At 70.6% G+C, this 25,380-nt stretch carries 27 protein-coding genes; 10 read left to right on the top strand and 17 right to left on the bottom strand.

Annotated features, from left to right (window positions below; genetic code table 11):
* The first annotated feature begins 68 nt into the window (after positions 1-68).
* On the top strand, positions 69-1,721 hold the full coding sequence (locus H2041_RS07880) for an MFS transporter (RefSeq protein ID WP_293411322.1): 1,653 nt from the start codon (positions 69-71) through the stop codon (positions 1,719-1,721).
* Positions 1,722-1,734: 13 nt separating this feature from the next.
* On the opposite strand, the gene H2041_RS07885 is transcribed toward H2041_RS07880, so the two are convergent.
* The 3 genes from H2041_RS07885 to H2041_RS07895 are packed head-to-tail and all read right to left on the bottom strand — an operon-like array spanning position 1,735 to position 3,364.
* Entirely contained in the window at positions 1,735-2,631 is an 897-nt protein-coding gene (locus H2041_RS07885; protein WP_293411325.1) for an NAD(P)-dependent oxidoreductase, read from the bottom strand.
* 11 nt (positions 2,632-2,642) lie between these two features.
* On the bottom strand, positions 2,643-3,011 hold the full coding sequence (locus tag H2041_RS07890) for an MliC family protein (protein WP_293411328.1): 369 nt from the start codon (positions 3,009-3,011) through the stop codon (positions 2,643-2,645).
* On the bottom strand, positions 3,008-3,364 hold the full coding sequence (locus H2041_RS07895) for a c-type cytochrome (protein WP_293411331.1): 357 nt from the start codon (positions 3,362-3,364) through the stop codon (positions 3,008-3,010). Before H2041_RS07895 ends, H2041_RS07890 begins: the two co-directional genes overlap by 4 nt.
* A 136-nt stretch (positions 3,365-3,500) precedes the next feature.
* On the opposite strand from H2041_RS07895, the gene H2041_RS07900 reads away from it, so the two are divergent.
* Both H2041_RS07900 and H2041_RS07905 read left to right on the top strand, forming a co-directional pair.
* Complete coding sequence (locus tag H2041_RS07900) at positions 3,501-3,974, top strand: (2Fe-2S)-binding protein (RefSeq protein WP_293411334.1); 474 nt, start codon at positions 3,501-3,503, stop codon at positions 3,972-3,974.
* A gap of 17 nt (positions 3,975-3,991) precedes the next feature.
* Positions 3,992-6,181: a xanthine dehydrogenase family protein molybdopterin-binding subunit gene (locus H2041_RS07905; RefSeq protein WP_293411337.1), complete on the top strand. Its 2,190-nt coding sequence runs from the start codon at positions 3,992-3,994 to the stop codon at positions 6,179-6,181.
* Here the strand turns inward: H2041_RS07905 and H2041_RS07910 are convergent.
* Entirely contained in the window at positions 6,178-6,792 is a 615-nt protein-coding gene (locus tag H2041_RS07910) for a nucleotidyltransferase family protein (RefSeq protein WP_293411340.1), read from the bottom strand. The genes H2041_RS07905 and H2041_RS07910 overlap by 4 nt on opposite strands.
* A gap of 32 nt (positions 6,793-6,824) precedes the next feature.
* On the opposite strand from H2041_RS07910, the gene moaA reads away from it, so the two are divergent.
* From moaA to H2041_RS07925, 3 genes are read left to right on the top strand one after another with little or no spacing between them, the layout of a single operon-like run.
* Positions 6,825-7,856, top strand: coding sequence for a GTP 3',8-cyclase MoaA (moaA, locus tag H2041_RS07915; RefSeq protein ID WP_293411343.1), 1,032 nt, complete (start codon positions 6,825-6,827; stop codon positions 7,854-7,856).
* Between the two features lie 5 nt (positions 7,857-7,861).
* Positions 7,862-8,107: a MoaD/ThiS family protein gene (locus H2041_RS07920; protein WP_293411345.1), complete on the top strand. Its 246-nt coding sequence runs from the start codon at positions 7,862-7,864 to the stop codon at positions 8,105-8,107.
* Positions 8,104-8,565: a molybdenum cofactor biosynthesis protein MoaE gene (locus H2041_RS07925; protein ID WP_293411347.1), complete on the top strand. Its 462-nt coding sequence runs from the start codon at positions 8,104-8,106 to the stop codon at positions 8,563-8,565. The genes H2041_RS07920 and H2041_RS07925 overlap by 4 nt, the downstream gene beginning before the upstream one ends.
* Here H2041_RS07925 and H2041_RS07930 read toward each other — a convergent pair.
* The 5 genes from H2041_RS07930 to H2041_RS07950 all read right to left on the bottom strand — a co-directional run bounded on the left by H2041_RS07930 (position 8,562) and on the right by H2041_RS07950 (position 14,588).
* A complete protein-coding gene (locus H2041_RS07930; protein ID WP_293411350.1) occupies positions 8,562-10,283 on the bottom strand; it encodes a tetratricopeptide repeat protein in 1,722 nt (573 codons plus the stop codon). The two genes, H2041_RS07925 and H2041_RS07930, sit on opposite strands and share 4 nt — an antisense overlap.
* Positions 10,280-13,045, bottom strand: a complete 2,766-nt coding sequence (locus H2041_RS07935) for a pitrilysin family protein (RefSeq protein WP_293411353.1) — start codon at positions 13,043-13,045, stop codon at positions 10,280-10,282. The genes H2041_RS07930 and H2041_RS07935 overlap by 4 nt, the downstream gene beginning before the upstream one ends.
* A 129-nt stretch (positions 13,046-13,174) precedes the next feature.
* The gene (locus H2041_RS07940; RefSeq protein WP_293411356.1) at positions 13,175-13,492 is read right to left on the bottom strand and encodes a GNAT family N-acetyltransferase; all 318 of its coding nucleotides are present in this window, start codon (positions 13,490-13,492) and stop codon (positions 13,175-13,177) included.
* 114 nt (positions 13,493-13,606) lie between these two features.
* Positions 13,607-13,894 carry a hypothetical protein gene (locus H2041_RS07945; RefSeq protein WP_293411359.1) on the bottom strand — a complete coding sequence of 96 codons (288 nt, stop codon included), beginning with the start codon at positions 13,892-13,894 and terminating at the stop codon, positions 13,607-13,609.
* A 298-nt stretch (positions 13,895-14,192) separates the two neighbouring features.
* Positions 14,193-14,588 carry a PaaI family thioesterase gene (locus H2041_RS07950; RefSeq protein ID WP_293411361.1) on the bottom strand — a complete coding sequence of 132 codons (396 nt, stop codon included), beginning with the start codon at positions 14,586-14,588 and terminating at the stop codon, positions 14,193-14,195.
* A gap of 184 nt (positions 14,589-14,772) precedes the next feature.
* On the opposite strand from H2041_RS07950, the gene H2041_RS07955 reads away from it, so the two are divergent.
* Together H2041_RS07955 and rarD are read left to right on the top strand one after the other, a co-directional pair.
* On the top strand, positions 14,773-15,804 hold the full coding sequence (locus tag H2041_RS07955; RefSeq protein ID WP_293411363.1) for an aspartate-semialdehyde dehydrogenase: 1,032 nt from the start codon (positions 14,773-14,775) through the stop codon (positions 15,802-15,804).
* 157 nt (positions 15,805-15,961) lie between these two features.
* The gene (gene rarD / locus H2041_RS07960; protein ID WP_293411365.1) at positions 15,962-16,894 is read left to right on the top strand and encodes an EamA family transporter RarD; all 933 of its coding nucleotides are present in this window, start codon (positions 15,962-15,964) and stop codon (positions 16,892-16,894) included.
* Here rarD and H2041_RS07965 read toward each other — a convergent pair.
* The 4 genes from H2041_RS07965 to H2041_RS07980 form a co-directional block, all read right to left on the bottom strand.
* On the bottom strand, positions 16,872-17,438 hold the full coding sequence (locus H2041_RS07965; RefSeq protein WP_293411368.1) for a shikimate kinase: 567 nt from the start codon (positions 17,436-17,438) through the stop codon (positions 16,872-16,874). The two genes, rarD and H2041_RS07965, sit on opposite strands and share 23 nt — an antisense overlap.
* 20 nt (positions 17,439-17,458) lie before the next feature.
* Positions 17,459-18,199: a M48 family metallopeptidase gene (locus H2041_RS07970; protein ID WP_293411371.1), complete on the bottom strand. Its 741-nt coding sequence runs from the start codon at positions 18,197-18,199 to the stop codon at positions 17,459-17,461.
* A 12-nt stretch (positions 18,200-18,211) separates the two neighbouring features.
* Positions 18,212-19,483, bottom strand: a complete 1,272-nt coding sequence (locus H2041_RS07975; RefSeq protein ID WP_293411374.1) for a polyhydroxyalkanoate depolymerase — start codon at positions 19,481-19,483, stop codon at positions 18,212-18,214.
* Positions 19,484-19,564: 81 nt separating this feature from the next.
* Positions 19,565-20,173 carry an SCO family protein gene (locus H2041_RS07980; protein ID WP_293411376.1) on the bottom strand — a complete coding sequence of 203 codons (609 nt, stop codon included), beginning with the start codon at positions 20,171-20,173 and terminating at the stop codon, positions 19,565-19,567.
* 76 nt (positions 20,174-20,249) lie between these two features.
* Between H2041_RS07980 and H2041_RS07985 the strand changes: the two genes are divergently transcribed.
* Together H2041_RS07985 and H2041_RS07990 are read left to right on the top strand one after the other, a co-directional pair.
* A complete protein-coding gene (locus H2041_RS07985) occupies positions 20,250-21,632 on the top strand; it encodes an ActS/PrrB/RegB family redox-sensitive histidine kinase (protein WP_293411379.1) in 1,383 nt (460 codons plus the stop codon).
* Between the two features lie 86 nt (positions 21,633-21,718).
* Positions 21,719-22,276 carry an ActR/PrrA/RegA family redox response regulator transcription factor gene (locus tag H2041_RS07990; RefSeq protein ID WP_293411382.1) on the top strand — a complete coding sequence of 186 codons (558 nt, stop codon included), beginning with the start codon at positions 21,719-21,721 and terminating at the stop codon, positions 22,274-22,276.
* Here the strand turns inward: H2041_RS07990 and mmcB are convergent.
* The 4 genes from mmcB to plsY all read right to left on the bottom strand — a co-directional run bounded on the left by mmcB (position 22,273) and on the right by plsY (position 25,377).
* Positions 22,273-22,737 carry a DNA repair putative endonuclease MmcB gene (gene mmcB / locus H2041_RS07995; RefSeq protein WP_293411385.1) on the bottom strand — a complete coding sequence of 155 codons (465 nt, stop codon included), beginning with the start codon at positions 22,735-22,737 and terminating at the stop codon, positions 22,273-22,275. The two genes, H2041_RS07990 and mmcB, sit on opposite strands and share 4 nt — an antisense overlap.
* A gap of 62 nt (positions 22,738-22,799) precedes the next feature.
* Entirely contained in the window at positions 22,800-23,354 is a 555-nt protein-coding gene (locus H2041_RS08000) for a lipocalin family protein (protein WP_293411388.1), read from the bottom strand.
* A gap of 107 nt (positions 23,355-23,461) precedes the next feature.
* The gene (locus H2041_RS08005; protein ID WP_293411391.1) at positions 23,462-24,592 is read right to left on the bottom strand and encodes a ferritin-like domain-containing protein; all 1,131 of its coding nucleotides are present in this window, start codon (positions 24,590-24,592) and stop codon (positions 23,462-23,464) included.
* A gap of 110 nt (positions 24,593-24,702) precedes the next feature.
* Complete coding sequence (gene plsY / locus H2041_RS08010; protein WP_293411394.1) at positions 24,703-25,377, bottom strand: glycerol-3-phosphate 1-O-acyltransferase PlsY; 675 nt, start codon at positions 25,375-25,377, stop codon at positions 24,703-24,705.
* Between the last annotated feature and the right edge of the window lie 3 nt (positions 25,378-25,380).

Here is a 25,380-nt window from a genome sequence, read left to right on the forward strand (position 1 = left end):
CCTTCTTCCGCCGCCTCGCCGACCGGTGTTACAGCTTGCCCCAACGAACAAGGGGGAGGGGCGAATCGATGAGCGCCGCATCGCAGGCTGGCGAGTCCGGATCCGGGCCGTCCATGCGCACCGTCGTCGTAGCCTCGTCGGCGGGCACCGCCTTCGAGTGGTACGACTTCTTCATCTTCGGCACGCTGGCGGCGATCATCTCGCGCAACTTCTTCGCCGGCCTGACCGAGACCGCGGGCCTGGTCGCCGCGCTCGCCCTCTTCGGCGCGGGCTTCGCCTTCCGGCCCCTGGGCGCGCTGATCTTCGGCCGCATGGGCGACCGGATCGGGCGCAAGGCCGCCTTCCTGATCACCGTCACCCTGATGGGCGGGGCCACCTTCGCCATCGGCCTCCTGCCGACCTATGAGCAGGCGGGGCTGATCGGTCCGGCCCTGCTGGTCTTCCTCCGCATCCTCCAGGGCCTGGCGCTGGGCGGCGAGTACGGCGGCGCGGCCATCTACGTGGCCGAGCACGCGCCCGACCACCGGCGCGGCGAGTACACCGGCTGGATCCAGACCTCGGCCGCCTTCGGCCTGATCGGCGCCCTGGTGGTGATCCTGGTGACGCGCCGCCTGCTCGGCGAGGAGGCCTTCTCCGCCTGGGGCTGGCGGATCCCCTTCCTGGTGTCGGCGGGCCTTCTGGCCATTTCGGTCTTCATGCGGCTGAAGCTGGCCGAGAGCCCGAGCTTCCAGCGTCTGAAGGACAGCGGCGAGGCGACCAAGGCGCCCTTCGCCGAATCCTTCGGCCAGTGGAAGAACCTGAAGATCGTCCTGCTGGTCCTCTTCGCCTTCATGAGCGCCCAGGGCGCGGTCTGGTACACCGCCTTCTTCTACGTCCAGGTCTTCCTGGAGCGGTTCCTGAAGGTGGAGCCGGCGACGGTGAACACGCTGATGATCTGCGCCACGATCGCCAGCGCTCCGCTCTACGTCTTCTTCGCCTGGGCCTCGGACCGGGTCGGCCGAAAGTGGGTCATGTGGTTCGGCATGACCCTGGCGCTCGTCGCCTTCTTCCCGGGCTTCAAGGCTCTGACCATGGCGGCCAATCCCGCCCTCGCCGAAGCCCAGGCGCGCACGCCGGTGGTCGTCGCGGCCGATCCCGCCGACTGCTCCCTGCAGTTCGACCCGGTGGGCAAGGCCGCCTTCGTCTCCTCCTGCGACATCGCCAAGACGGTGCTGGCCAACGCCGGCGTCTCCTACGCCAACGCCGCCGCGCCGGCGGGAACGCCGGCCCAGGTGCGGGTGGGCGAGCGGACGGTCGTCTCGATCGACGGCCGCGGCCTGCCGCCCGAGGCGCTCGCCGCCGCCAAGTCGGAGGTGGAGACCCAGATCCGCGCAGCGCTCGCCGCCGAGGGCTACCCCTCCTCCGCCGATCCGGGGCGCATGAACCTGCCGGCGGTCTTCGGCATCCTGATGATCTTCGTGGTCGGCGCGACGGCGCTCTACGGCCCGATGGCGGCGGCGCTGGTGGAGCTCTTCCCCACCCGCATCCGCTACACGGCCATGTCTCTGCCCTACCACATCGGCACGGGCTGGGTCGGCGGCTTCGTCCCCTTCAGCGCCTTCGCCATCGTGACGGCCACCGGGAACATCTATTCCGGCCTCTGGTACCCGGTGATCTTCACCGGCGTCAGCGTGATCGTCTGCCTCTTCCTGCCCGAGACCAAGGGCAGACCGCTGGACTGAGCGTGACGGCCGCTCACATTTCCGGAGCGGCCAGCATCACCTCGACCTTCACGCCGGAGCGGGCGAACGCCTGGATGTCCTCCGCGGCCGGCGGCCCGGTGATCACGACGACGACGCGCAGCCCCTCGCGCGCCAGGTCGATGAGGCGTCCGGGCGTGGCCTCGGCGGCGGGCAGCCGCTCGGCGTCGCGGCGGGCCATGCCCAGGATCTCGGCGTCGGCGTCCTCGGGCGTGACGAGCACGTCGGCGGCGGCCAGCGCGCGCGAGGCGCGCAGGGTGAGCAGATCGGCCGGTCCGCGGCCGGCGACGAACTGCAGCAGCCCCTCCTGCGGTTTGTCCTCGGCCAAGGCCTGGCGCAGCAGGGCTTCGGCCGCCTCCATGTTCCCCGCCATGGCTGCATCGGCGGCTGGCCCGTCGAGGGCCTTGCGCAGGAAGGCGCGGCGGCGCGGCAGGTCCGGCAGGGCCTCGCGCACCTCGTCCTGCATGCGGCGGAAGAGGGCCGCCACCCGGCCCGTACCTTCGGGGATGCGCGCCTCGATGGTGTTGCGCAGCAGGGTGGCCAGCATGGGCGAGGCCCCGCCGGTGCCGACCGCGGCCACCACCTCGCCCCGGTCGATGACCGCCGGGGTGGTGAAGTCGCACATCTGGGGCCGGTCGACCACGTTCACCGGCACACGGGCGGCGCGCGCGGCCGTGACCGCGGCCTGGACGAAGAGCGCGTCGTCGCTGGCCACGAAGGCGAGGGTCGCGCCGGCATAGGTGCCCGGCAGGAAGGCGAGCGGCCCCTCGACCTGAACGAGCTTGGCCGGCGCGCCGTCGAACAGGCGCGCCTTGGCCTGCGCCGGCTCGCCCGATCCGGCGATCACGATCTTCGCGCCCTTCAGCGGGAAATAGGCGGGAAAGGCGTCCAAGCTCTGCTCCTTCAACCGGTCCGGCACGCCCGGTAGGGCGCCCCGGCGGCGCCGTCCAGCGTCGCCTCGACCCCTTTGGTGAACAGATCCACGCCGCCGCCGGCGAAGCGCGCCCCCGAGGCCGAGGGCACGTGGGGAAGGCGATAGGACCGCCCGCCCGCGGAGACCACCGCATGCTCGCCCGACAGGGCGTAGGCGGCCACGAACCGCTTCCCGTCGCGGCAGGCATAGGTCATCGGCGCGTCGGTGGCGTCCTCGGGCGCGAGGCTCGTCCCGCCGCCGAAGCTGGCCGGCGGGAGCCCCGGACCGACGGTGGAGCATCCGGCGAGGCCTGCGCCCAGAAGGACGACAGCGCCTGCGGCCCTGGCGAAGGTCTTCATTTTAGCGTCTTCAGATAGTCGATGATCTCAGCGCGCGACGTGGCGGCGGGCACGGCGACCATCATGCGCGTGCCGGGGGCGAAGGCCATCGGCTTCGCCAGATAGGAGTCCAGGGCCTGGGCGGTCCAGGTTCCGTCCTTGGCCTTCAGGCCGGCGGAATAGTTGAAGTCGGTCCGGCCGGCGATGTCGGCGCCGAAGACGCCGCCGAGCGCCGGGCCCATGGGCGTGCTCTTGGCGCCGTGACAGGACTTGCACTGCAGGTTGAAAAGCCGCTCGCCCTCGGCCGCGGCGGCCGGCGAGGACAGCGCCAGCATGGCGGGCAGGGCGAGGACGGCGGCGAGGACGGTCTTCATGCGGCGGTCTCCTATCGGGGCGCGAGCACCATAGCTGGGAATGGGGCGCCTTCGACACCATGTCACGGGCCACGCTTACGCTGTCGCTTGAACAGCGTTAAGTTGGATCCCACGGTTATCTGAGCAAGGGACGCCCATGGCCGCCACCCTCGACATCAACGGCAAGTCGCAGACGGTCCAGGCGGCCGGCGACACGCCTCTTCTCTGGGTCCTGCGGGACGAGCTGGGCCTCACCGGCACGAAGTACGGCTGCGGGATCGCCCAGTGCGGCGCCTGCACCGTCCTGGCCGACGGAGCGCCGATCCGCGCCTGCGTCACGCCCCTGGAGGCGGTCGCCGGGGCCAAGATCACCACCATTGAAGGTCTGGGCGGGACCCACCCGCTGCAGGAGGCCTGGGTGAAGCTGGACGTGCCGCAGTGCGGCTACTGCCAGTCCGGCCAGATCATGTCGGCGGCCGCCCTGCTGGCGGCCTCGCCGAACCCCACCGACGAGGAGATCGACGGCGCCATGGCGGGCAACATCTGCCGCTGCGGCGCCTATCAGCGCATCCACGCCGCCATCAAGGACGCCGCGGCCCAGCCGGCCGCCGCGGCCGCCGACGAAGCCTGAAAGCCGGGAACGATCCGATGAACGCGCCCTTCAAACGCACCGCCGCCGGCCTTTCGCGGCGGGAAGTCATCGTCACCGCCACCGCCGCCGGCGGCGCCCTCCTGGTGGGTTGCTCGCCCACCGACCTGGTCTCGGCCGGCTCGAAGGTGGAGGTCGGCGCCTTCGGCCCCTTCGTGAAGGTGGCCCCGGACGGGGTGGTCACCATCGTCTCCAAGCACATCGAGTTCGGCCAGGGGAACCATGCGGGCCTGGCCGCCATCGTCGCCGAGGAGATGGACGCCGACTGGAGCAAGGTGGGCTGGGAGCACGCCCCGGCCAACGCCAAGCTCTACGCCAACGGCGCCCTGGGGGCCCAGCTCACCGGCGGGTCGAGCGCGATCAACAACAGCTGGGACCAGCTGCGCAAGGCCGGCGCCGCGGCCCGGGCCATGTTCGTCCAGGCGGCCGCCAATCGCTGGAACGTGGGGGTCGGCGAGCTCGCCGTGAAGGACGGCGTGGTCAGCCACGCCGCCTCGGGCCGCACGGCGGACTTCCGCGAGCTGCTGCCCGACGCCGCCCGCGTCACGCCGCCCGAGGAGCCGACCCTGAAGGATCCGGCGCAGTTCACGCTGATCGGGACCGACCGGGTCCGGCGCAAGGACAGCCGCGCCAAGAGCACCGGCGAGCAGGTCTTCACCCAGGATGTCCGCCTGCCCGACATGCTGGTCGCCATGGTCGCCCATCCGCCCCGGTTCGGGGCCAAGGTCGCCAGCTTCGACGCGACGGCGGCGAAGAAGGTGGCCGGCGTCGTCGAGGTCTATGAGATCCCCTCCGGCGTCGCCGTGGTGGCGGAGAACACCTGGGCCGCCCGCCAGGGGCGCGAGGCGCTCACCGTCGAGTGGGACGAGGCCAAGGCCGAGACCCGGGGCTCGGCCGAGATTCTCGACCGGTTCCGGAAGGTCGCCGCCGGCCAGGCGGACCTGGCCGAGGGCGAGGAATGGCAGGCCTTCGAATCCAAGGGCGACGCCGCGGCGCAGTCCGGCGGCGAGGCGCTGGAGGTCGGCTACGACTTCCCCTACCTGGCCCACGCCACCATGGAGCCGATGAACTGCGTGGCCCAGGTGGACGGCAACAAGGTCAAGCTGACCTTCGCCTCGCAGGGGCCGACGCTCGACCAGCTGAACGTCGCCAAGATCGTCGCCAACCTGCCCGGCGCGGTGGAGATCGAGACCCTGCCCGCGGGCGGGTCGTTCGGGCGTCGCGCCAACTTCCAGTCCGACTACGTGGTCGAATGCGTCCACATCGCCAAGAAGGTCGGCGGGAACCGGCCGGTGAAGCTGGTCTGGACGCGCGAGGACGACATGGCCGCCGGCTACTTCCGGCCCCTGGTCCATCACCGGGTGAAGGTGCTGACCGACGCCGAGGGCTATCCCAGGGCCTGGACGCATCGCATCGTCACCCAGTCGATCATGAAGGGCGCGCCCTTCGGCGGCGGCGGCGTGGACGAGACGGCGGTGGAGGGCGCCAAGGGCTCGCCCTATCTGGCCGCCACGGCCCATGTGGACGCCCAGCTTCTGACGCCCGACATCGGCGTGCCGGTGCTGTGGTGGCGTTCGGTGGGCGCGACCCACACGGCCTTCGTGATGGAGCACACCATCGACCAGCTGGCCCGCAAGGCCGGCAAGGATCCGGTCGAATACCGCCGGGCCCTCTATCGGAAGGCCGGCGCCGAGCGGCATCTGGCCGTCCTCGACCTCGCCGCCGAGAAAGCCGGGTGGACGACGCCTGCGCCCGCCGGCTGGACGCGCGGCGTGGCGGTGCATGAGAGCTTCGGCTCCGTGGTCGCCCAGGTGGCCGAGGTCCAGGTGGAGAACGGCGAGCCCAGGGTCGGCCGGGTGGTCACGGCCATCGACTGCGGCACGGCCATCGCGCCCGACCAGATCGCCGCTCAGATGGAAGGCGGGACCTGTTATGGCCTTTCGGCCGCCCTCTATGGCGAGGTCACCCTGACGGAGGGCCGGGTCGACCAGCTGAACTTCGACACCTATCGCGTGCTGCGCCACAACGAGGCGCCGAAGGTCGAGACCTATATCGTGCCGAAACCCGCGGGCGCCCATCCGACCGGGGTGGGCGAGCCGGGCACGCCGGTGATCGGACCTGCGGTGGCCAACGCCCTGCTGGTCATCAACAGCGCGCCGGTGACCGCCCAGCCCTTCGTGAAGGTCTAGGGCGGCGTCAGGTCTTCGGGCCGGTCGACATCGAAGCAGACGCCGGGATCGTCGGTGTCCACAAAGGCCATGCGCCCGCCCAGCTCGGCGAGAACCGCGCGCGCGCCCTCGTCGCCGGAAAGCCGGGCCAGCGCCGGCAGGAGATCGCGGCCGATCAGCACCGGATGGCCACGGCGGCCGCCGTACATGGGCGCGGCGGCCGCCGCGCCCTGCCGAACGGCCTGGGCCAGGCGCGGCAGGATGGCCGGCGGGACCTTGGGCATGTCCCCCAGGAAGACGAAGACGCCCGCGGCGTCCGGCGGGAGGGCGCGGGCGCCGGCGCGCAGGGAGGCGCCCATGCCTTCGGCGTGGTCGGCGGCATGGACGATGCGCAGGCGCGCAGCCTCGCCCCGCGCCTCGGCGACGGACCGAGCGGCGGCGCCCACCGCCTCGGCCTGGGCGCCGGTCACCAGAACGATGTCGAGGGCCGGGCTCGCCAGGGCCGCCTCCAGCGCGCCGGCCAGCAGCGGGCGCCCCTGGAAGTCCGCCAGCAGCTTGCCGCCGCCGAACCGGCGCCCCGAACCCGCCGCCAGCAGGATGGCCGCCCAACGCCCCTCGCCCCCTGTCGCCACGCCCTCGCCTCGCCTATGTTCCCAAGGACGCCATGACGCCCTACGACGCCCCATCGCCGCAAGTGCGGACCGAGCCGCTGATCGACGGCTTCGGCCGGGCCGTGACCTATCTGCGGGTCTCGGTGACCGACCGCTGCGACCTGCGCTGCGTCTACTGCATGGCCGAGCACATGACCTTCCTGCCCAAGAAGGACCTGCTCAGCCTTGAGGAGCTGGACCGCGTCGGCTCGGCCTTCGTCGAGCTGGGCGTGCGCAAGCTGCGGATCACCGGCGGCGAGCCCCTGGTGCGAAAGGGGGTCATGGGCCTGATCGCGCGCCTCGGCCGGCATCTGCGCGCCGGCGCGCTGGAGGAGCTGACGCTGACCACCAACGGCACGCAGCTCGAGGCCTTCGCCGGCCAGCTGGCCGATGCGGGCGTGCGGCGGGTCAACGTCTCCATGGATACGCGCAAGCCGGACCTCTTCCGCCGCCTGACGCGGGGCGGCGACGTCGCCAAGGTGATGAGGGGCCTCCAGGCCGCGCGGGAGGCGGGCCTGCAGGTGAAGATCAACGCCGTCGCCCTGGCGCAGGACAACGCCGCGGAGATTCCGGACCTGATCGCCTGGGCCCATGGCGAGGGCATGGACATCACCCTGATCGAGACCATGCCGCTCGGCGAGGTGGAGGCCGACCGCACCGAGCAGTTCCTGTCGCTCAAGGAGGTGCGCCGGGAGCTGGAGAGCTTCTGGACGCTTCAGGACATCCCCCTCTCCACCGGCGGGCCGGCGCGCTATGTCCGGGTGGCCGAGACGGGCGGGCGGCTCGGCTTCATCACCCCGCTCAGCCACAATTTCTGCGAGGCGTGCAATCGGGTCCGCCTGACCTGCACCGGCACGCTGCACACCTGCCTCGGCCGGGAGGACGCCAGCGATCTGCGGGCGGTGCTGCGCGCGGGCGCCGACGACGCGGCCCTGAAGGACGCGATCCGGCTGGCCGTGGACGCCAAGCCCAAGGGGCACGACTTCCGCATCGAACGCGCCGCCGCCCCGGCGCTCGCCCGCCACATGTCGACGACGGGAGGCTGAGGAGAATGGCGCGCGTGCTTCTCTTCGGGCCCCTGCGCGATCTGGCCGGCTGGCGCGAGCGGACCTATGAGCCCTCGCCCGCCAGCCTGTCGGACCTGCGGCGGCGGCTGGCGGCCGAGGATGCGGCGCTCGGCGAGGCGATCGCCGCGCCAGGCGTCCAGGTGGCGCTCGATCAGGCCATCGTGCGCGGCGAGGCGGCGCTGACGCCCGCCTCCGAGGTCGCCTTCCTCCCGCCGATGAGCGGCGGATGATCCGGCTGACCGACAGCCCCTTCGAGCCGGGCGGTCTCCTGTCGGGCTTCTGCCGCGATCGGACCGAGACCGGCGCCGTCGCGACCTTCACGGGCCTGGCGCGGGCCGAGGCCGGCTCGACCGCCATCCTGGAGCTTGAGGCCTATCCCGGCTTCACCGAGACCGAGATCGGCAGGATCGCCGACGAGGCGCGGGCCCGGTTTTCCCTGCAGGACCTTCTGATCGTCCACAGGGTGGGGAAGATCGCGCCGGGCGAGGCCATCGTCTTCGTCGCTACGGCCGCCCCCCATCGCCGGGCCGCCTTTGAGGCCTGCGACTACCTGATGGACTATCTGAAGAGCCGCGCCCCCTTCTGGAAGAAGGAGCATGGCCCCGGCGGCGCCCGCTGGATCGAACCGCGCGATCAGGACCACGCCGACATCGCACGTTGGGAGGCGAGCGGCCCCGCCATCGACTAGTTCAGGTCGGCGACGCTAGGATCGAGGCGCACCGCCGCCTCCATGTCAGCCGCCGCACCGGCCGCATCGCCGAGTTGGGACTTCGCCTGACTGCGCGCCCACAGGGCATAGACGTCTTCTGGATTTGCGGCGAGCGCCTTGTCCAGCCACTCCACCGCCGAGAGCGGATCCTCCATGACGAAATAGACGATGCCCTTCTGGGCGATCAGCGCCTGGTCGTCGGGGTGGGCCGCCAGACCGGCGTTGAGGTCCCGCAGGGCCGCGTCGAACTGGCCCGTCGCCCGGAAGAGGGCCGCGCGCGAAAGCCGGAGGTCGGCGTGATCGGGCGCCAGGGCGAGGCCGGCGTCGTACTCCGCTCGCGCCGCGTCGAAGTTCTCCACATAGACGTGCAGGTCGCCCCGGGAGACGCGGACGTCCGGATTGTCCGGCCCGAGGGCCAGCGCCGCGTCGAGATCCTTCCAGGCGCCGTTCAGATCGTCCAGGTAGGAACGGGCGGCCGCCCGGCTCAGATAGGTGGTCACGGTCGGCTCGAGCGCGAGCAGCGCAGTGTAGCTCTTTTCGGCCTGGGCGTAGTCGCCCGTGGAGAAGGCCGCCTCCGCCAGCCCCGAGTTGCCGAGGTAGCTCTCAGGCTCGATCTCCACGGCGTGTCTGTAGAAATTCATCGCCGCGCCGGCGTCGCCCTCGTCGTCGGCTATCGCGCCGAGCGTCAGCCAGGCCGTGTCGGTCTTGGGATCGGCGGCGATCGCTTCGACCGCCTCGGTCCGGGCCTCGTCGGCGCGGCCGAGGATGCGGAGCCCGTTGGCGTAGATTCCCTGCACCCAGGGCTCCATCGCGCCGGCCGCCTTCAGGTGTTGGAAGGCCTCCACCGCCTGTTCGGCCTCGTCGACCAGGACCGCGGCGAGGGCGTAGTAGAGAAGGCTGTCCGCATCCAACCCGTCGAGGTTGGAGGCGACGGCAAGGTCGGCCTTGGCGCCCCCGACATCTCCCTGGTCGGCCCTCAGCCAGGCGCGGCGAACGGCGGCGGCGGGGGTCGGCCGGGCGGCGAGGGCGCGGTCGAGATCGGACCTTGCGGCGTCCGTCTCGCCCTCGTCCATCAGCACCTTGGCCCGCATCAGAAGCATCTCCGGCTCCCCGGGGGTGCGTCGAAGCCCCTCGTCGAGGACACGCCGGGCGCGGGCGTTCTGGTCAAGATCGTAGTAGGCGCGGCCCAGCAGAGCCGTGACGAAGGAATCGTCGGGACGGGACCGGTTCAGTCGCGTGAGAAGCGGCAAGGCCTCCTGCGCCCGCCCCAGCTCCACCAGGCTCTCGGCGCGTGCGGCTTGCGCCCACGGATCCTGGGCGTCGAGCTCCAAGGCACGGTCGGCATAAGCCAAGCCGCGCTGCGGGTCACCGGATATCAGGTTCAGCCGCGAAGCCAGCCCAAGGGTGTCCGGCGTCGGAACGAGGCCGGCCGCCGCCTCCGCGTCCCTGAGCGCGCCGTCGAAATCGCCCGCGTCAAGCCGCAGCGTCACGCGCGCCATATGAGCGCCCGCCTTCACGACGGGCGGGTGTTCGCCGGCCAGCAAGGCGTCGCAGGCTTCCGCAGCCCCCGGGGCGGGCTCGCCGCTGTCTTCGATGCGGCAGGCGCCGAAGGCGTCGGGCTCCTCCTGCGCCTGGACCAGGGCGGGGGACAGGAGCGCCGCCGCGGCGACGGCGGCGGCGAGCGAACGGATGATCATGGTGCTTCTCCAGCTTCCTTCAGACCGGCGGCGGGGCGGGCCAAGGCGACGATGGGCTCCGGGGTGAGCCAGCGGACGGCGGCGGCCTGAACCTGGGCCACGGTCAGGGCGTCGAGCGTCGCCCCGATGGCGAGCGAATCGGAAAGGGCTGTCGGCTCCCGGGACGACTGAGACAGGGTGAGCGCCCAGGAGCCGTTGTCGGACAGACGGACTTCGCGATCGGCCTGGATGGGCCGGCGGGCGGCCTCGAACATCTGTGGCGTGATCTCCTCGGCCGCCAGCCGGCGCGCCGCGTCTCGCACCGCCGCGACCACCGCATCCAGATCGGCCGCAGCGCTCTCCACCACCACGAGCAGCACGCCCTGGTCGGAGCGCGGGCGCATCTCCACCCCCACGAGCGGCGCATAGGTCATGCCGCGACGCTGCCGCGTCTCCTCCATCACCGCCATTTCAAGGATTCGCGACACGACGGCGAGGGTCGCCAGCGTCTCCAGATCATCGCCGTCGGCCCCGTAGAGCGGCCAGCGGATCTGGGCCGCCGCCCGGCTCGTCGGGCCCTCATGGACGACCTCGATCGGAGCCTTGGGGCGGGCCTCGGGCGCGACGAGGTGCTGGGCCCGGGTCGGCGGCGGCGGCCGCCGCCGCGGGGGCAGGGCGCCGAAGGTCGCCGCGACCGCCTCTCGGACAGCCTCTTCGGACGCATCCCCCACGACGGCGACATCGATCCGGCCCAGCGCGAGGTCGGCGGAGAGCGCCCGCCGCAGATCGGCCACGGAGAGGGCGGCGGCCGCCTCCGGCGCCAGCGTCACGGCGAAGTAGTCGGGCCACAGGGCCTTCATCAAGGCGTTGCGCGCGACGTAGGACGGGTCGGTCGCCCCCAGTTGCGCCTCCCGGTCGGCATAGCCCGCCAGGGGCGCGGCGAGGCTCGGGTCGAAGGCCGGCGCCTTCACATAGGCGGCCATCATGGCGAGGCCGAACTTGAGGTTGCCCGCCAGCATTTCGGACGAGAAGACCAGGGCCTCGTCTTCCAGTTCCGCGGCGAACCGCCAATCGCGGGTGGCGTAGCTGCGCGCGAGTTCGGCCGCCGGGTGGCCTTCCAGCCCACCGTCCACGAGCAGGGCGGCGCCCAGGGTGGCGGGCAAGAACTGGTCCGGCGGAAGACCACGACGCCCATCCCCGATCCGCACGACCACCGTCACCTCGCCGGGCGCGAAGCTGGTGCGCATGTGGTTGACGACGACGCCGTTGCCGAACCGCAGGCGCAGGACGCCATGCCCCAGAACCTCGCGGCCCACCACCTGGCCAGGCGCGCCCAGAGCCACAGGGGAGGCGTCGCCGAAGGCGATGACGGGCGCCTGGGGCGCAGGGGGCAGTTCCGATGCGCCCGCGGCGGTCCAGGCCGCCAGGATCTCCGACGCCTTGGGCGCCTTGGCGTCCTCAACCGAGATCCGGGGCGGCGCGTCAGGCGGCCAGGCCTGGAGGAACGCCGCCCGCACCGCTTCGGGGCTCAAGGTCTCGGCGAACCGGTTGAGCCGCCGCATGTCTTCGTTGGCCGTCCGGTAAGGGCGCTCCAGCGACGCCAGACGGAGCAGTTCGTCGGCCCAAGCGAAGCTTGAGCGCGCCGCCTCCGTGTCCTGCAGGCCGCGCAGGGCTGCGCGCTCCACCGCCAGGACATGATCGATCTCACCCTGGCTCGGGCCCTGCTCGGACAAGGCCCGCATCGCGGTGCGGATCAGGGCGACAGCGCGACCGGCCGCCCCGTCCGCATGTGCGGCGCTGACGCAAAGGCTGGCCGCGCGGTCGAACCGGAGCGGACCGATGACGTCGAGGCTGTGGACATCGGCGTCGCGGGCCGCCGCCGACGTCAGCCGGGCCGCAAGGATTTCGGCCCAGACGAACTCCGCAAGATCGGCGGTCTCCGGCGCTTCGGGCAGGGCTGCGCTGCTCTTGCACACGAGGCTGCGGCGGGGCACGCGCGTCGCCGGCAGCAGCCGCACCTCGGGCGCGGACAGGCGGGCGAGGTCGCGCCGCGGCGCCCGCTGGGCCGCATCGCCCGCCGGACGCCAGCCGGAGAAACGCTCGCGGATCAGCGGTGCGACAGCGGCGGCCTCCACCGGCCCGGTCACGATCAGCAGAGACCGGTCGGGCCGGTACGCCCGGCGATGGAAGGCCGCCAGCTTGGAGGCGTCGAGGCTGCGCAGCGACTCCTCGGTCCCGGCGGGGCTGCGGTCGCGGTCGCCCTCGCCGACGAACTGGAACGCCCACTCGGCCTCGATGGTGGGCGTTTCGGGAATCTGCATGCCGCGCCGCTCGGCCTGGACGACGCCCCGCTCGATGTCCACCTCCTCCGGGCGGAACAGCAGGCCGTCACCCACATCACGAAGCCAGACGAGCGCCAGATCGAGATCGGCCCCGTCCGCTCCGGGCAGGTCGAGGTGATAGGTTGTCTCACGTTCGCTGGTGAAGGCGTTGTGGTCGCGGCCGCTGGTCAGGCCGCGCTGCGCCATCACCGCGTCGATGTCGCCCTGGGGTCGGCTGCGCGTGGCGCGAAAGGCCATGTGCTCGACGAAGTGGGCGGCGCCGTGCTCGTCTTCCGCCTCGTCCTGACTGCCGGCTTCGATCCGCAGGCGCAGGGAGATTCCGGTCGCCTGCGGCGCCTCCAGGATCTGGTAGCGCAGGCCGTTCTCGAGCGCGCCCTCGACCAGACGCGGCTCGGCCTGGGCCGCCGCCGGCGCAAAGAAGACCACCCAAGCGCCCAGCAAGGCGCCGCACGCTCCCCAGGCCCGAGACAATCCCCACCCCCGAACAAAACGGAAACAGCCCGAGCCATTGCTACATTGGGTTGTCCCGCCGCGCTACCCCCTATCGCCCGTCAGGCGAACGGCGTGCGCTCAGTCGAGGCCGAGGCTCTTGCGGTAATCGGGGTGGACGAGGTCGTGGTATTCCTCGTGGCGCCGGATGTAGCTGGCGAAGAAGGGGCAGACCGGCATCACCACCTGGCCATGCTCGCGGGCGTAGTCCAGCGCCGTGCGGACGAGCTTCGACCCCACGCCCTTGCCCTCGAACGCCGGCGGCACCTCCGTGTGGGGGAAGAGGATGCCGGTTTTGAGCAGCCGGTATTCGGCGAAGGCGACGTCGCCGCCCAGCCGGACTTCGAAGCGTCCCGCTTCGCTGTTGTTGATGACTTCGAGATCGTCCGCGCCGGCCATGGCGTCCTCCGCTTGCCAGCGCCAAGGGAAGCACGGCCTCCGCACAAGCGAAAGGCCGGCGTCGCCGCCGGCCTTTGCCGAAGTCCTCTGCGGCCCGATCGGGCCGCGGGCGCCTTAGCGCTGGGCCAGTTCGATGCCGGCCACGGCGGCGAGTTCGGAGTCGCCGACCTTCTGGAGGGTGGCCTCCACGGTCGACTTCACGCAGCGCGCCTGGGCGGACTGGCGGAAGGTTTCGTGGGTGGTCTCGCGCAGGCAGACCGTGCGGGCGGCGCCGACGATCTCGGCATGGACCTGCTCGGCGGACTTGCCGGAGAGGGAGACCTTCACGCCTTCGGCGGCGAAGGCCGGAGCGGAGACGGACGCGGCGGCCACGAGGGCCAGGGCGGCGATACGAGCGATCATTTTTTCAGTTCCCGGAAAGGGGGTTGATGACAAACCACTTTTCGGGGCGTTCCTCTGGCGGCCTTCGTCGTCGATACGCGCCGTTGTCGGCCGCCTTGACCGTGTGATAGCGCGACCTTCCCCTAGGTCACAAGCGACTTTTTTGCGACGCAACATCCCCCTGCTGCGCTGCGGGATGAACAGGCGCCGCTGGTCATGGCGTAGGCGCCGGGGCTTGATAGCCAAGCGGCTCGCCGAGGAGCCGGAAGGTCGTGCGGTCCAGTCGAACGGATCCAGGCAGCGCAGCGTCCGAGCGAGCCTATGCCTCCACCGTCATCTGGGTCTGGGTGACCAGGGCCAGAAGCTTGCCCTCGGCGCTGGTGATGCGGGTCTGCCAGACGCTGGAGCGGCGGCCGATGTGCAGGGGCGCAGCCTCGCCGGTCACCGTCGTGCCGACCTTGGCCGAGCCCAGGAAGTTGGTCTTGCTCTCCAGCGTCGTCGTCCGCGCGCCGGCGGGAAGGTTGAGGAAGCCGCCGATGGCGCCGAGCGCGTCGGCGAAGGCCATGAAGGCGCCGCCGTGCAGGATGCCGCCGGCGGTGCACAGGTCCTCGCGCACGGTCAGGCGGCCGACGACGCGGTCCTTGCCGCGCTCTGTGATCTCCACGCCCATGAGGTCGGCGAAGGGCATGCCCGTAGGGGCGGCGGGCGCGGTCATCGGCGTCGTCTCCAACATTTCGTCCGGGTCTTTTTCTCGGCGCCCGGGTTGCGCCGCGACAGCCTAGCCCCTAGGTGGAACGAGACGAAGCCGCCACCGTTCGGGTCTGGCGGCGGCGCGCTTGCGCGTGTGGGAGCGGCGGCGTATCGACGCCTGCCGCAGGAGAAAATCAGGAGAGAGTTCGATGGGTTACCGGGTGGCCGTGGTCGGCGCCACGGGCAATGTGGGCCGTGAGATGCTGAACATCCTCGAGGAACTGGAATTCCCCGTGGACAAGATTCATGCGCTGGCTTCGCGCAAATCCATCGGAGTCGAGGTCTCGTTCGGCGACGAGCGGATCAAGTGCGAGGACATCGAGCAGTTCGATTTCTCCACGGTCGACATCGTGCTGATGAGCGTCTCGGGCGCCTTTTCCAAGGAATGGTCGCCGAAGATCGGCGCGGCCGGCCCCATCGTGATCGACAATTCCTCCGCCTTCCGCATGGATCCGGACGTGCCGCTGATCGTGCCGGAAGTGAATCCGGACGACGTGTCCTACGCCGGCAAGAAGAACATCATCGCCAATCCGAACTGCTCCACCGCCCAGCTGGTGGTGGCGCTGAAGCCCCTGCACGACCGGGCCAAGATCAAGCGCGTGGTCGTCTCGACCTATCAGTCGGTCTCCGGCGCGGGCAAGGAAGGCATGGACGAGCTGTGGGACCAGACCAAGGGCGTCTTCGTCCTCGGCCCGGGCGAGCCCAAGAAGTTCCCCAAGCAGATCGCCTTCAACGTCATCCCCTTCATCGGGTCGTTCAACGACGACGGCTACACCGATGAGGAGGCCAAGATGTGGAACGAGACGCACAAGATGATCGACCCTGAGATCAAGCTCACGGTCACCTGCGTGCGCGTGCCGGTCATGGTCGGCCACTCCGAAGCCGTGAACATCGAGTTCCACGAGCCCCTGGACGAGGATGAGGCCCGCGAGATCCTGCGCGAGGCGCCGGGCCTGATCGTCGTCGATAAGCGCGACGAGAAGGGCTATGTCACGCCGAAGGAAGTCCAGGGCGAGTTCCCGGTCTTCGTCAGCCGCATCCGCAACGACCCGACCATCGAGAACGGTCTGAATCTGTGGGTCGTGGCCGACAACCTGCGCAAGGGCGCGGCGCTGAACGCGGTGCAGATCGCTCAGCTCCTGCACGAGCGCGGCCTGATCAAGTCCAAGGCCATCGCCTGAGGCGGCGGGCGGCGGGCGCGTCAGCCCGCCTGCCCCGGACTTCAGAATTCCTGTTCCGGAAGGCGCGAACCGCGCGGCGATACAACCTTGCCCGTCGCACGCGAGGGCATAGGTAAGGGGCCTTCTGGTCCCGATTCCCTCCCCGAAAGCCGCCGCCGTGGTTGAAGCCCCCGAGTCCCCGCCGCCCGCAGCCCTCGCCGCGGGCCTTTCGGCCTATCTGATCTGGGGCTTCATCCCCCTCGTCTTTCAGCTCCTCGGCGGGCTTGGCATGGGGCCCTGGGAGATCCTCGCCCACCGCACCTTCTGGGCCATCCCCTTCGCCGGCCTCTTCGTCTGGATGGCCGGTCAGCAGGCCCAGGCTCTGGCCGTGTTCCGCAAGCCGGGCGTGCTCGCCCTGCTCGCCCTGTCCTCCCTGCTGATCGCCGCCAACTGGGTGGTCTTCATCTGGGCGGTGAACAACGGCCGGGTGCTGCAGACCAGCCTGGGCTACTTCATCAATCCCCTGCTCAGCATGGCCGCCGGCGCGCTCCTGTTCCGCGAGCGGCTGGACCGCGTGGCCCAGGCGGCCATCGGCTTCGCCATCGTCGGCGTGCTGCTGCAGACCCTGGCGCTGGGACGCCTGCCGTGGGTTTCGCTGACCCTGGCGGCCAGCTTCTGCGGCTATGGCATCGTGCGCAAGCGGGTCGCCGCCGACGCCCAGACGGGCCTCTTCATCGAATGCCTGATCCTGGGCCTGCCCGGCGCGGTCTTCGCCGTCTGGCTGGCCGGCGCCGGCGCCGACCACTTCACGAAGGGCGTCACCCCGGCCGCCTGGCTGATCTTCTCCGGCGCGGCGACGGCCGTCCCCCTCGTCCTCTTCGCCTGGGCCGCGCGGCGCCTGCCGCTCTCGGCCATGGGCTTCATGCAGTTCCTGGCGCCGTCCATGACCTTCGTCCTGGGGGTCCTGCAGGGCGAGCCGCTGACCGCCCTCAAGCTCGCCTCCTTCGCCTTTATCTGGGCCGGCGCCGGGGTCTTCGCCTACGGGCTCTGGCGCGCCGGCCGCCGGTTGGCGCGGGCGCCGGCCGCCGTCATTCCGGATCCGGGTACATGACGTGCGGCGAGGCGAGCGGCGCAAGCCCGAACGCCTCGATGATCCGCTCGGCCGCCGCGTCCGGCGGCGTGGCCTCGGTGTCGATGACCAGATCGGCCGGAATCGGGCGATAGGCGGGCCCACCGGCGGCGCGGAACTTCCGCAGCACCTCGACGGAGTGCAGCTTGTTCGAGGCCTTGCGGTCGGGGTTCTCCACCCGCCGGTCCTGCTCCTCGGGCGAGACCGTCAGCTCCACGAAACAGACCTCGCCGCCGTGGCGCTCGACCACGGCCCTGGTCTCCTCGATGAAGCCGGACGGGACGGTGTTCTCCGGGGCGAAGGTGAAGATCAGCGGCCGGTCCTCGCGCGCCGCCTCTTCGAACATGGCCAGCCAGTAGAGGCGCCGCAGCCGGACGAAAGGCGCGCTGCCGAAGGGAAAGACCGCCGCGACGGCGTCCAGGGCCAGGTGGTTGTGGAAGAGCGGATAGTTGGTCCGGGCCGCCAAGGCCTTCGCCACCGTCAGCTTTCCGCAGGCCGCCGGACCGAAGATGAAGACCAGCCGCATCGCCCCTCTCCCGATGGCCCTCAGCCGGCGCCGACGGCGTGGAGCCTCGCCCCATGCTCGCGCAGCCAGGCCCGCTGCGGCGCCGGATCGCCGACCAGATCATGCACCAGAGCCCAGAAGCGCGGGCCGTGGTTCAGCTCGCGCAGGTGGGCGCATTCATGGGCCGCCACATAGTCGGCCACCGAAAGCGGCGCCAGCGCAAGGCGCCAGGAATAGCGGATCACGCTCGGAGTCCGCCCGGCGCCCGGCTTGCAGGAGCCCCAGCGGGACCGGGCGTCCATCACGCGGATCTCCGGGGTCGGCTCGCCCAGGGACCCGGCATGGCGCTCGGTCAGCCGCGTGAGGCCGGCCAGGGCCTCGCGCTTGATCAGGCGCAGCGCCCCCCTGGCGAAGACCTCGCCCTCGCCGGGCGCCAGCAGGCGGCCCGGCTCGCCGCCGTCCGGAACGAGGCGCCTGGCCCGCCCCTCGCTGCGGGCGAGAACATAGGCCTCGCCGAACAGGCGCAGCTGACGGCCGGGCGCCAGGGGCCGCGGGGCCGGAAGCTCGGCCAGCCGCGCGCAGATCCAGTCGATCCGCTCGCGTGCGAAGTTCGCCGCTTCGGAAAGGCGGCGGGCGGAGGGGGCGGTGGCCACGACCTCGCGCTGCGTCCGGTCGAGACGCAGCGAGATGCGGCGGGCGCGCGGGTGGACTTTCAGGCGGACGACGGCGCCGGCGATCTCCAGCCGGTCGCCGTCGGCGAAGGGACGGCCGAAGGGACTCATGTCCGGCCGAATCTAGGCGGCGGCGCGCGACTTGTCGAAGCGGCTTTCGTGCTCGGCGATGAAGGCCCGCACCCGCGGATAGATCTCCTCGCGGAAGCGGCGGCCGTTGAAGACCCCGTAGTGGCCCACATGGGGCTGCACGTAGTCGGCCTTGAGGGCGTCCGGCAGGCCGGCGCAGAGCGCATGGGCGGCCTGGGTCTGGCCGATGCCGGAGATGTCGTCCTTCTCGCCCTCCACCGTCAGCAGGGCCACGTCGGTGATCTTGCCCGGATCGACCAGCCGCCCGCGATGGACGAGTTCGCCCTTGGGCAGCAGGTAGCGCTGGAAGACGTAGTCGACGGTCTGGAGATAGAACTCTTCCGTCAGGTCGAGGACCGAGAGGTACTCGTCATAGAATTCCAGGTGCTTCTCGGCGGAATCCCCGTCGTCCTCCATGAGGTGCTGCAGGTAGCGCAGATGCGCCTCCTGGTGCCGCTCGATGTTCATCGACATGAAGGCGTAGAGCTGGACGAAGCCCGGATAGACGCGCCGGCCCATGCCCGGATAGGGCGGCGGCACGGTGTAGATCATGTTCGAGGCGAACCAGGCGAAGGGCCGCTCCTCGGCGAGCCTGTTGGTCACCGTCGGCGAGAAGCGCGCATCGATGGGCGAGCCCATGAAGGTCATGGAGGCCGGGCGGCTCTCCTCCTCGTCCTCGGCCATCAGGGCGGCCGCGGCCAGCACGGGCGGCCCCGGCTGGCAGACGGCCACGACGTGCGGCCGCGGGCCCAGGAAGCGCAGCATCTCGCGCACGTGGTCGAGATAGTCGTGGAAGTCGAAGCGGCCCTCCATCACCGGCACGGAACGGGCGTTCTGCCACTCGGTGATGTAGACCTCGTGGTCCTGGAGGAAGGCCTGAACCGTGCCGCGGAGCAGCGTGGCGTAGTGGCCTGACAGGGGGGCGACGATCAGCACGGCCGGCTCCAGCCGGTTGCGGCCGGCCTTGCGCATGTCGGCCATGTCGCGGGCGAAGTGGGTGAGCTTCACCCAGGGCGAGCTCCACACCGTGTGCGGACGCACCTTCACCGCCTCGCCGTCGATCGTGACGGAGTCGATCCCCCAGTCCGGCTGCCGGTAGCGGCGGGTGAGGTTCGACACGAGGTCTGCGGTGGCGAAGACGCGACGGCCGAAATCGGTGTCACGCGCCGGGTTGAGGGGGCTTGACCAGAAGTTCCGGGTCGCCAGCGCGGCCAGGCGCAGCGGCGTGGCGCCGTAATAACCGGTCTCGTGCAGGGTGTAGAGCATCTGCGAAACGTCCTTGTGCGCCGCAACATATCATGTGGCGGCTTAACGGAGTCCACCCCGTCAAGGATGCATGGTCGCGCGTCAGCCCTGCTGCATGGCCTCGCGGATCAGGCGCGCCATCTCCTCGGGCGGCAGGCCATAGGCCAGGACCCGGTTGAACCGCCCCTGCGGATCCATCAGGTAGGCCGCCGTGGAATGGTCGACCGAATAGTCCGGCCCCTCGCCGTTCTTCCGGTAATAGGCGTGATAGGCCTTGGCGGCCTGGGCCACCTGTTCGGGCGTGCCCGTCAGGCCCATGACGTCGTCGGGGAAGGCGTCGAGCGACAGATAGGTCTTGAGCTGCTCGGGCGTGTCGCGCTCCGGATCGACGGAGATGAACACGGTCTGCAGCTCGTCGGCCCGCGGGCCGAGCTGCTCCTCGGCCACGGCCACCGCCTGCAGGGTGGAGGGGCAGATGTCCGGGCAGTAGGTGAAGCCGAAGAAGACGACGCTCCACTTGCCCTTGAGCACCGATTCGTCGACCGGCTGGCCGTCCTGGTTCACCAGCTCGAACGGACCGCCGACGTCGGCTTGTCCCGAGGAGGCGACCACGCCGCTCGCCGGTCCGCCGGCCCGCCAGAAAAGGGCGGCGCCCACGGCCAGGCCGAGGATGGCCACCAGGGCGACGATGATCCAGGAACGTTTCGACATGGGCCTTGTCCGGGAAATTGAAAAATGCGGTCCGGGGGCTCGCCTTGGCCGCCGATCTCGGTGATCCTCGCAGCGTATGGCCTTGAAGAACGACGGATCGGCGGGTCTGAAGGACCCCTTGGGTCTCGATAGGCAAAGCACCGCCCTGCTGCAAGGTGAGCTCGCCTGGGACGAGGCCGTCCTGAAGCAGGGCCGCCTGCGGGTCCGCACGGTGGTGACCCTCCGGTGGGTGCTGGTGGCCGGCGAGGCCGCCCTGCTGACGCTCGCGGCCACGACCCTGGACTTCGCCGCGCCCTACGCGCTCTGCTTCGCCCTCGTGGGACTGGCCGCCTGGGCCAATCTGCTGGTGGGGATCGCGACCCCGGGCCAGCGTCTGCTGAGCCCCACCGAGGCCGCCGTCCAGCTCGGCTTCGACGTCGTCCAGGTCTCGGCCCTGGTCTTCCTGACCGGCGGCATCGTCAATCCGTTCGTCATCATGATGGTGGCCCCGGTGGCCCTGGCGGCCGCCACCCAGCCCCTCAGCGCAATCCTGGCCCTCACGGGCGGCGCGGCGGCCTGCGCCCTGGCGCTCACCTTCGCCTCCCTTCCCCTGCCCGGTCCGGACGGCGCGGCGCTGCACCTGCCCTTCAGCTACCGGCTCGGCGCCCTGGGCGCGCTGCTGGGCGGACTGGGCGTGACGGCCAGCTATGTGCGCGAAGCCGCCCAGGAGACCGCCCGCCGGGCCCTGGCGCTGGACGTGACGCAGGCGGTGCTGGCGCGCGAACGCCGTCTCTCGGCCCTCGGCGCCCTGGCCGCGGCGGCCGCGCACGAACTGGGCACGCCGCTCGCCACCATCGCCATCGTGGCCAAGGAGATGGCCCGCGAAGCGACCGACGGGCAGGTCAAGGAGGACGCCGAGCTGCTCATGGCCCAGGCCCAGCGCTGCCGGGAGATTCTCACCCGGCTGACCCAGACGCCCGACGCCTCCGACGAGGTCCATGAGCGGATGAGCCTTCTGCAGCTGCTGCAGGAAGTCATCGAGCCCCACCGCGAGGTCAAGGGCGTGCGCCTGGAAGCCATCGTCACCGGCGCGCCGGGCGTGAAGAAGCCGGCCCTCATCCGAATGCCGGAGGTGACCCACGCCGTCTCCTCCTTCGTCGAGAACGCCGTCGACTTCGCGGCCTCCGAGGTGCTGGTCACGGCGCGCTTCGACGCCGAAACGATCACCGTCGAGGTGCGCGACGACGGGCCCGGCTTCGCGCCGGAGATCCTGGCGCGTCTCGGCGAGCCCTATGTCACCAGCCGGCCGGGCGCCGAAGGATCGCGGACGGGCCACATCGGGATGGGGCTGGGCTTCTTCATTTCGAAGACCCTCCTGGAACGGACAGGCGCCACCGTGACTTTCCAGAACGGGCGTCCCCGCGGAGCCGTCGTCTCGGTCCGCTGGCCTCGCGAGAAGGTGGAGGCGATCCATGGCTGACACGGCGGGGGACTTGCCGAACTATGTCAGCGCACGACAGTATCAGCACACGCTGTGAGGGAGGCCCGCACGCGCGGGTGGCAGGAATGACCGATTTGAGCGCCCAGATCGACGCGTTGCCGGACAAGAGCCTGTTGCTCATGGACGACGACAGCGCCTTGCGCACGCGTCTGGGCCGCGCCCTGGAAGGTCGGGGCTTCGAACCCGTCCTGGTGGGCAGCGTCACCGAGGCGCTGGCGGCGGTGAAGGTCTTTCCGCCCGCCTTCGCCGTCCTCGACATGCGCCTGGAGGACGGAACCGGCCTGCAGGTGGTGGAGGCCATGCGCGAAGCCCGGCCCGATTCCAAGGTCATCATGCTGACCGGCTACGGCAACATCGCCACCGCCGTGGCCGCGGTGAAGGCCGGGGCGGTGGACTACCTCTCCAAACCCGCCGACGCCGACGATGTCGCCCGCGCCCTGCTCGCCCTGCCCGGCGATGCGCCGGCCCCGCCGGAGAACCCGATGAGCGCCGACCGCGTGCGCTGGGAGCACATCCAGCGGGTCTACGAGCTCTGCGGCCACAATGTCTCCGAGACCGCGCGCCGGCTGAACATGCATCGCCGGACCCTGCAGCGGATCCTGGCCAAGCGGGCGCCGCGCTAGGGCGTCAGGAGTTCGCTGCCGCCGCCCACGGCGCGCAGGGCGGCCAGGCGGCCGAAGGCGACGGTCAGCGCCTTTCGCCGGGCGCCGGCCAGGCTCGCCACCGCAGGTTCGCGCAGGACCTCGCCGCCGAAGGCGTCGGCCACGATCAGGCCGGGATCGGGCGGCAGCACCTCGCGCGGGAACTCCGGCGCCACGGCGAAGGCGAAGGCGTCGCAATAGGGCGCGTACTCATGCCACTTTCCGTCGGTGCGGAAGTCCTCGAGGCTGGACTTCACCTCGACGATGTAGAGATCGCCTCGGCGACCGAGCGCCATCAGGTCGGCGCGGCGGCCGTTGGGCAGGCAGACCTCGGTGAGCGGCGCATAGCCCAGAGCCGCCAGCAGACGCGCCGCGCCGCGGGTGACGGCCTGGGTGATCTCCGGCCGCGAAGCCGGCGCGCAGGTGGTCAGGACGAGGTCCATGCCGCCACCATGTTCCGCATGTGTTCCGAAATCAAGGGCCGCCGGCGCGGCTCAAGGCCGCTTCACTTGCCCGGCTGTTCCGGGAACTCGAGTTTGCTGACGTCGTAGCCGAGCTGCCTGATGCGGGCGAGGGCCTGGCTGCGGGCGCTGGCGGCCAGTTGCGGCGCCTTGGACATCAGCCAGACATAGTTGCCGCCCGGCGTGCCCATGATCAGCCAGCCCTGGTCGGTGCGGTGGTCGAGGATCCAGTACTCCTGGTTCACCACCCCGCCGAAGAAGCTGAGCTTGAACTTCGCCTTCTTGACCGGGTCGGTGATGGCGGCGCTGGCCTTCCATTCCTTCTTCGGTCCGTCGGGCGAGCCGCGGCGACAGGTCTGGACGACGTCATAACCCTTGCCGTCGAGCGCCCAGTCGGAGGTGGCGGCCTCGCAGTCCTTCTGCATGGCGTTGGGCGTGCGGGCCACCTCGTACCAGCGGCCGGTCATCTTGGTGAGCTCCACCTCGCGGACGGGCTCGGGCGCCTGGGCGGCCTGGGCCGGAAGGGCGAGCAGGAGGAGGGCGGCGGCCGGCGCGGCGAGCGCCCGCCGGGGCGGACGAAGCGGGTTCGGGTTCGACATGCGCGAATGCCTTACGGGATGCGGGCGACGAAATGAAGGCGCCCGCGAGCCTAACTCACGGGCGCCTGGAAGGTTGAGCGGAAAGGCGCGGCCTCTCCGAAATTTGGCTATTCCGCCGCGATGGTCACCGGCGCGGCGGCGCGGTCCTTGAAGTTGATCGCCTGCAGGTAGCGGATGCCGTCCTCGGCGATGTCGTCGCCCACCATCCGCTCGCCCTCGCCGGCCAGTTCGTCCATGTCGACATACATGGCGTAGAAGCCGCGGGTGCGGTCGGTGATCAGGCCGGCGTTCAGCAGGGTCTTCACCAGCACGCGGAAGATGTTGGTCTCGCCCGTGAACTTGCGGTTGGCATCGCGCTCCTTGCGGCGCTGGACGATATCGGCGACCACCCGCTCAGGATCGAGGCCGAACTGGCCGTAGATCTCGGCCTGCTGGCGGGGATCGCCGCGGTCGAACAGGAGCTTCTGGGCGCAGTGGGCGGTCCAGTCCTCCATGATGTTGCGCTCGGCTTCGGAGAGGTGCGGCACCGTCCGGTCGGCCCAGATCTTCCCGAACTTGTGGTGGAAGGCCTCGTCGGTCATCACCAGCTGGAAAAGCTTCCTGGCCAGGGGGTCGCGGTTGTTCTTGTAGCCGTTGGCGAAGGCCCCCATGGCCAGGCCCTCGACCAGCATCTGCATGCCGACGACCTTCTTATAGACCTCCGGCGCTTCGATGATCTCGATCAGCAGGGACTTCAGCGCCGCGCCGCATTCGGTGGGCCGGCCCCAGCGGGCCTTGATGTACCTGGCGAAGGCGGTGACGTGGCGGGCTTCCTCGCGCGTCTGGTTGGCCGCGTACTCCTGGGCGCCCTGATCCTTCAGCACGTGGCAGAGGCTGGCCGACAGGTTCAGCGCCCCCTGCTCCCCATGCAGGATGGAGGAGAAGTTGCGCAGCTGCATGTAGTTGATGAAGCGGACCTTCTCCTTCGGGTCCTTCAGCGTCTCGGCGATATAGGGCAGCCGCAGCAGGGGCTGCTGGGCCTCGTCGATCATGGGCTCGTTTTCCATGTCGAAGGGCTCGTCGAAGTCGATGTACTTCGGATCCAGCGGGTCCCAGAAGTGGTCGTGCGTGGCCGAGATGATCTTGTCGAAGGCGGTGGAGCGGGCGTTGTAGCGGTCCAGCTCCAGCATGGACTCGAAGTCGTCGGGGGCCACGGCCCCGTACATGACGTCCTTGGTGATGTTGCCGTCGGCGGCCATGGATATCCTCCCTGCGGCGCCCGTCTGACGCGGGCGCTCGTCGACCACACGCTCACGGGGTGAACGCTGTTCGTCAAAGGGTTTCGGGCGATGGCGCCTGTGAACAACCCTCAACGACTGTCTGGCGCTGCGCTCCGCCCTACGCTGGGTTCAGTTCCCGCAAGAAGACGGCGGATGTTGGCGTCGTGGCGGACGATCACGAAGAGGCCGCCTGCGATGACAAAGAGGCGGTAGGGAAGCGGATGCTCCAGTGCGCAGACCAGGACGATCGCTGTAACTGCTGCAGCCATCGAGCCGAGAGACATGATCCGAAAGAGGGCCAGCGTGAGCCCGAACACCGCCAAGCCCCCCAGACCGACCGGCCATGACATCGCCAGCAGCACACCAAGTCCCGCTGCGACGGACTTGCCGCCGTTGAACCTCAGCCAGACCGGACGGGCGTGCCCCACAAGCGCAGCAAGACCCGCAAGACAGATGGTCCAAGACGTGAGCGTGCCGAGGTCCGCCACCGACGGCGGCGTAATGCTCTGGCGGGCATAGGTCCAGGCAACGACCTCGCGGACGAGGATGACCGACATGGCCCCCTTCAAGACATCCAAGGAGAGGACCACCGCAAACGGCCATGAACCCAGGGTTCGCAGGACGTTTGTCGCGCCAGTGGACTTGGAGCCGTACTCCCGGATGTCGATGCCTTTGAGCAGTCGCCCGGCCAGATACCCCGTCGGGACGGAGCCGAGGAGATAGGCCGCCGCCAATCCAACGGCGATGAGTGTCCAGAAGGCCATGGG

It is taken from the genome of Phenylobacterium sp. (genome assembly GCF_013911965.1).
Classification (GTDB): domain Bacteria; phylum Pseudomonadota; class Alphaproteobacteria; order Caulobacterales; family Caulobacteraceae; genus Phenylobacterium.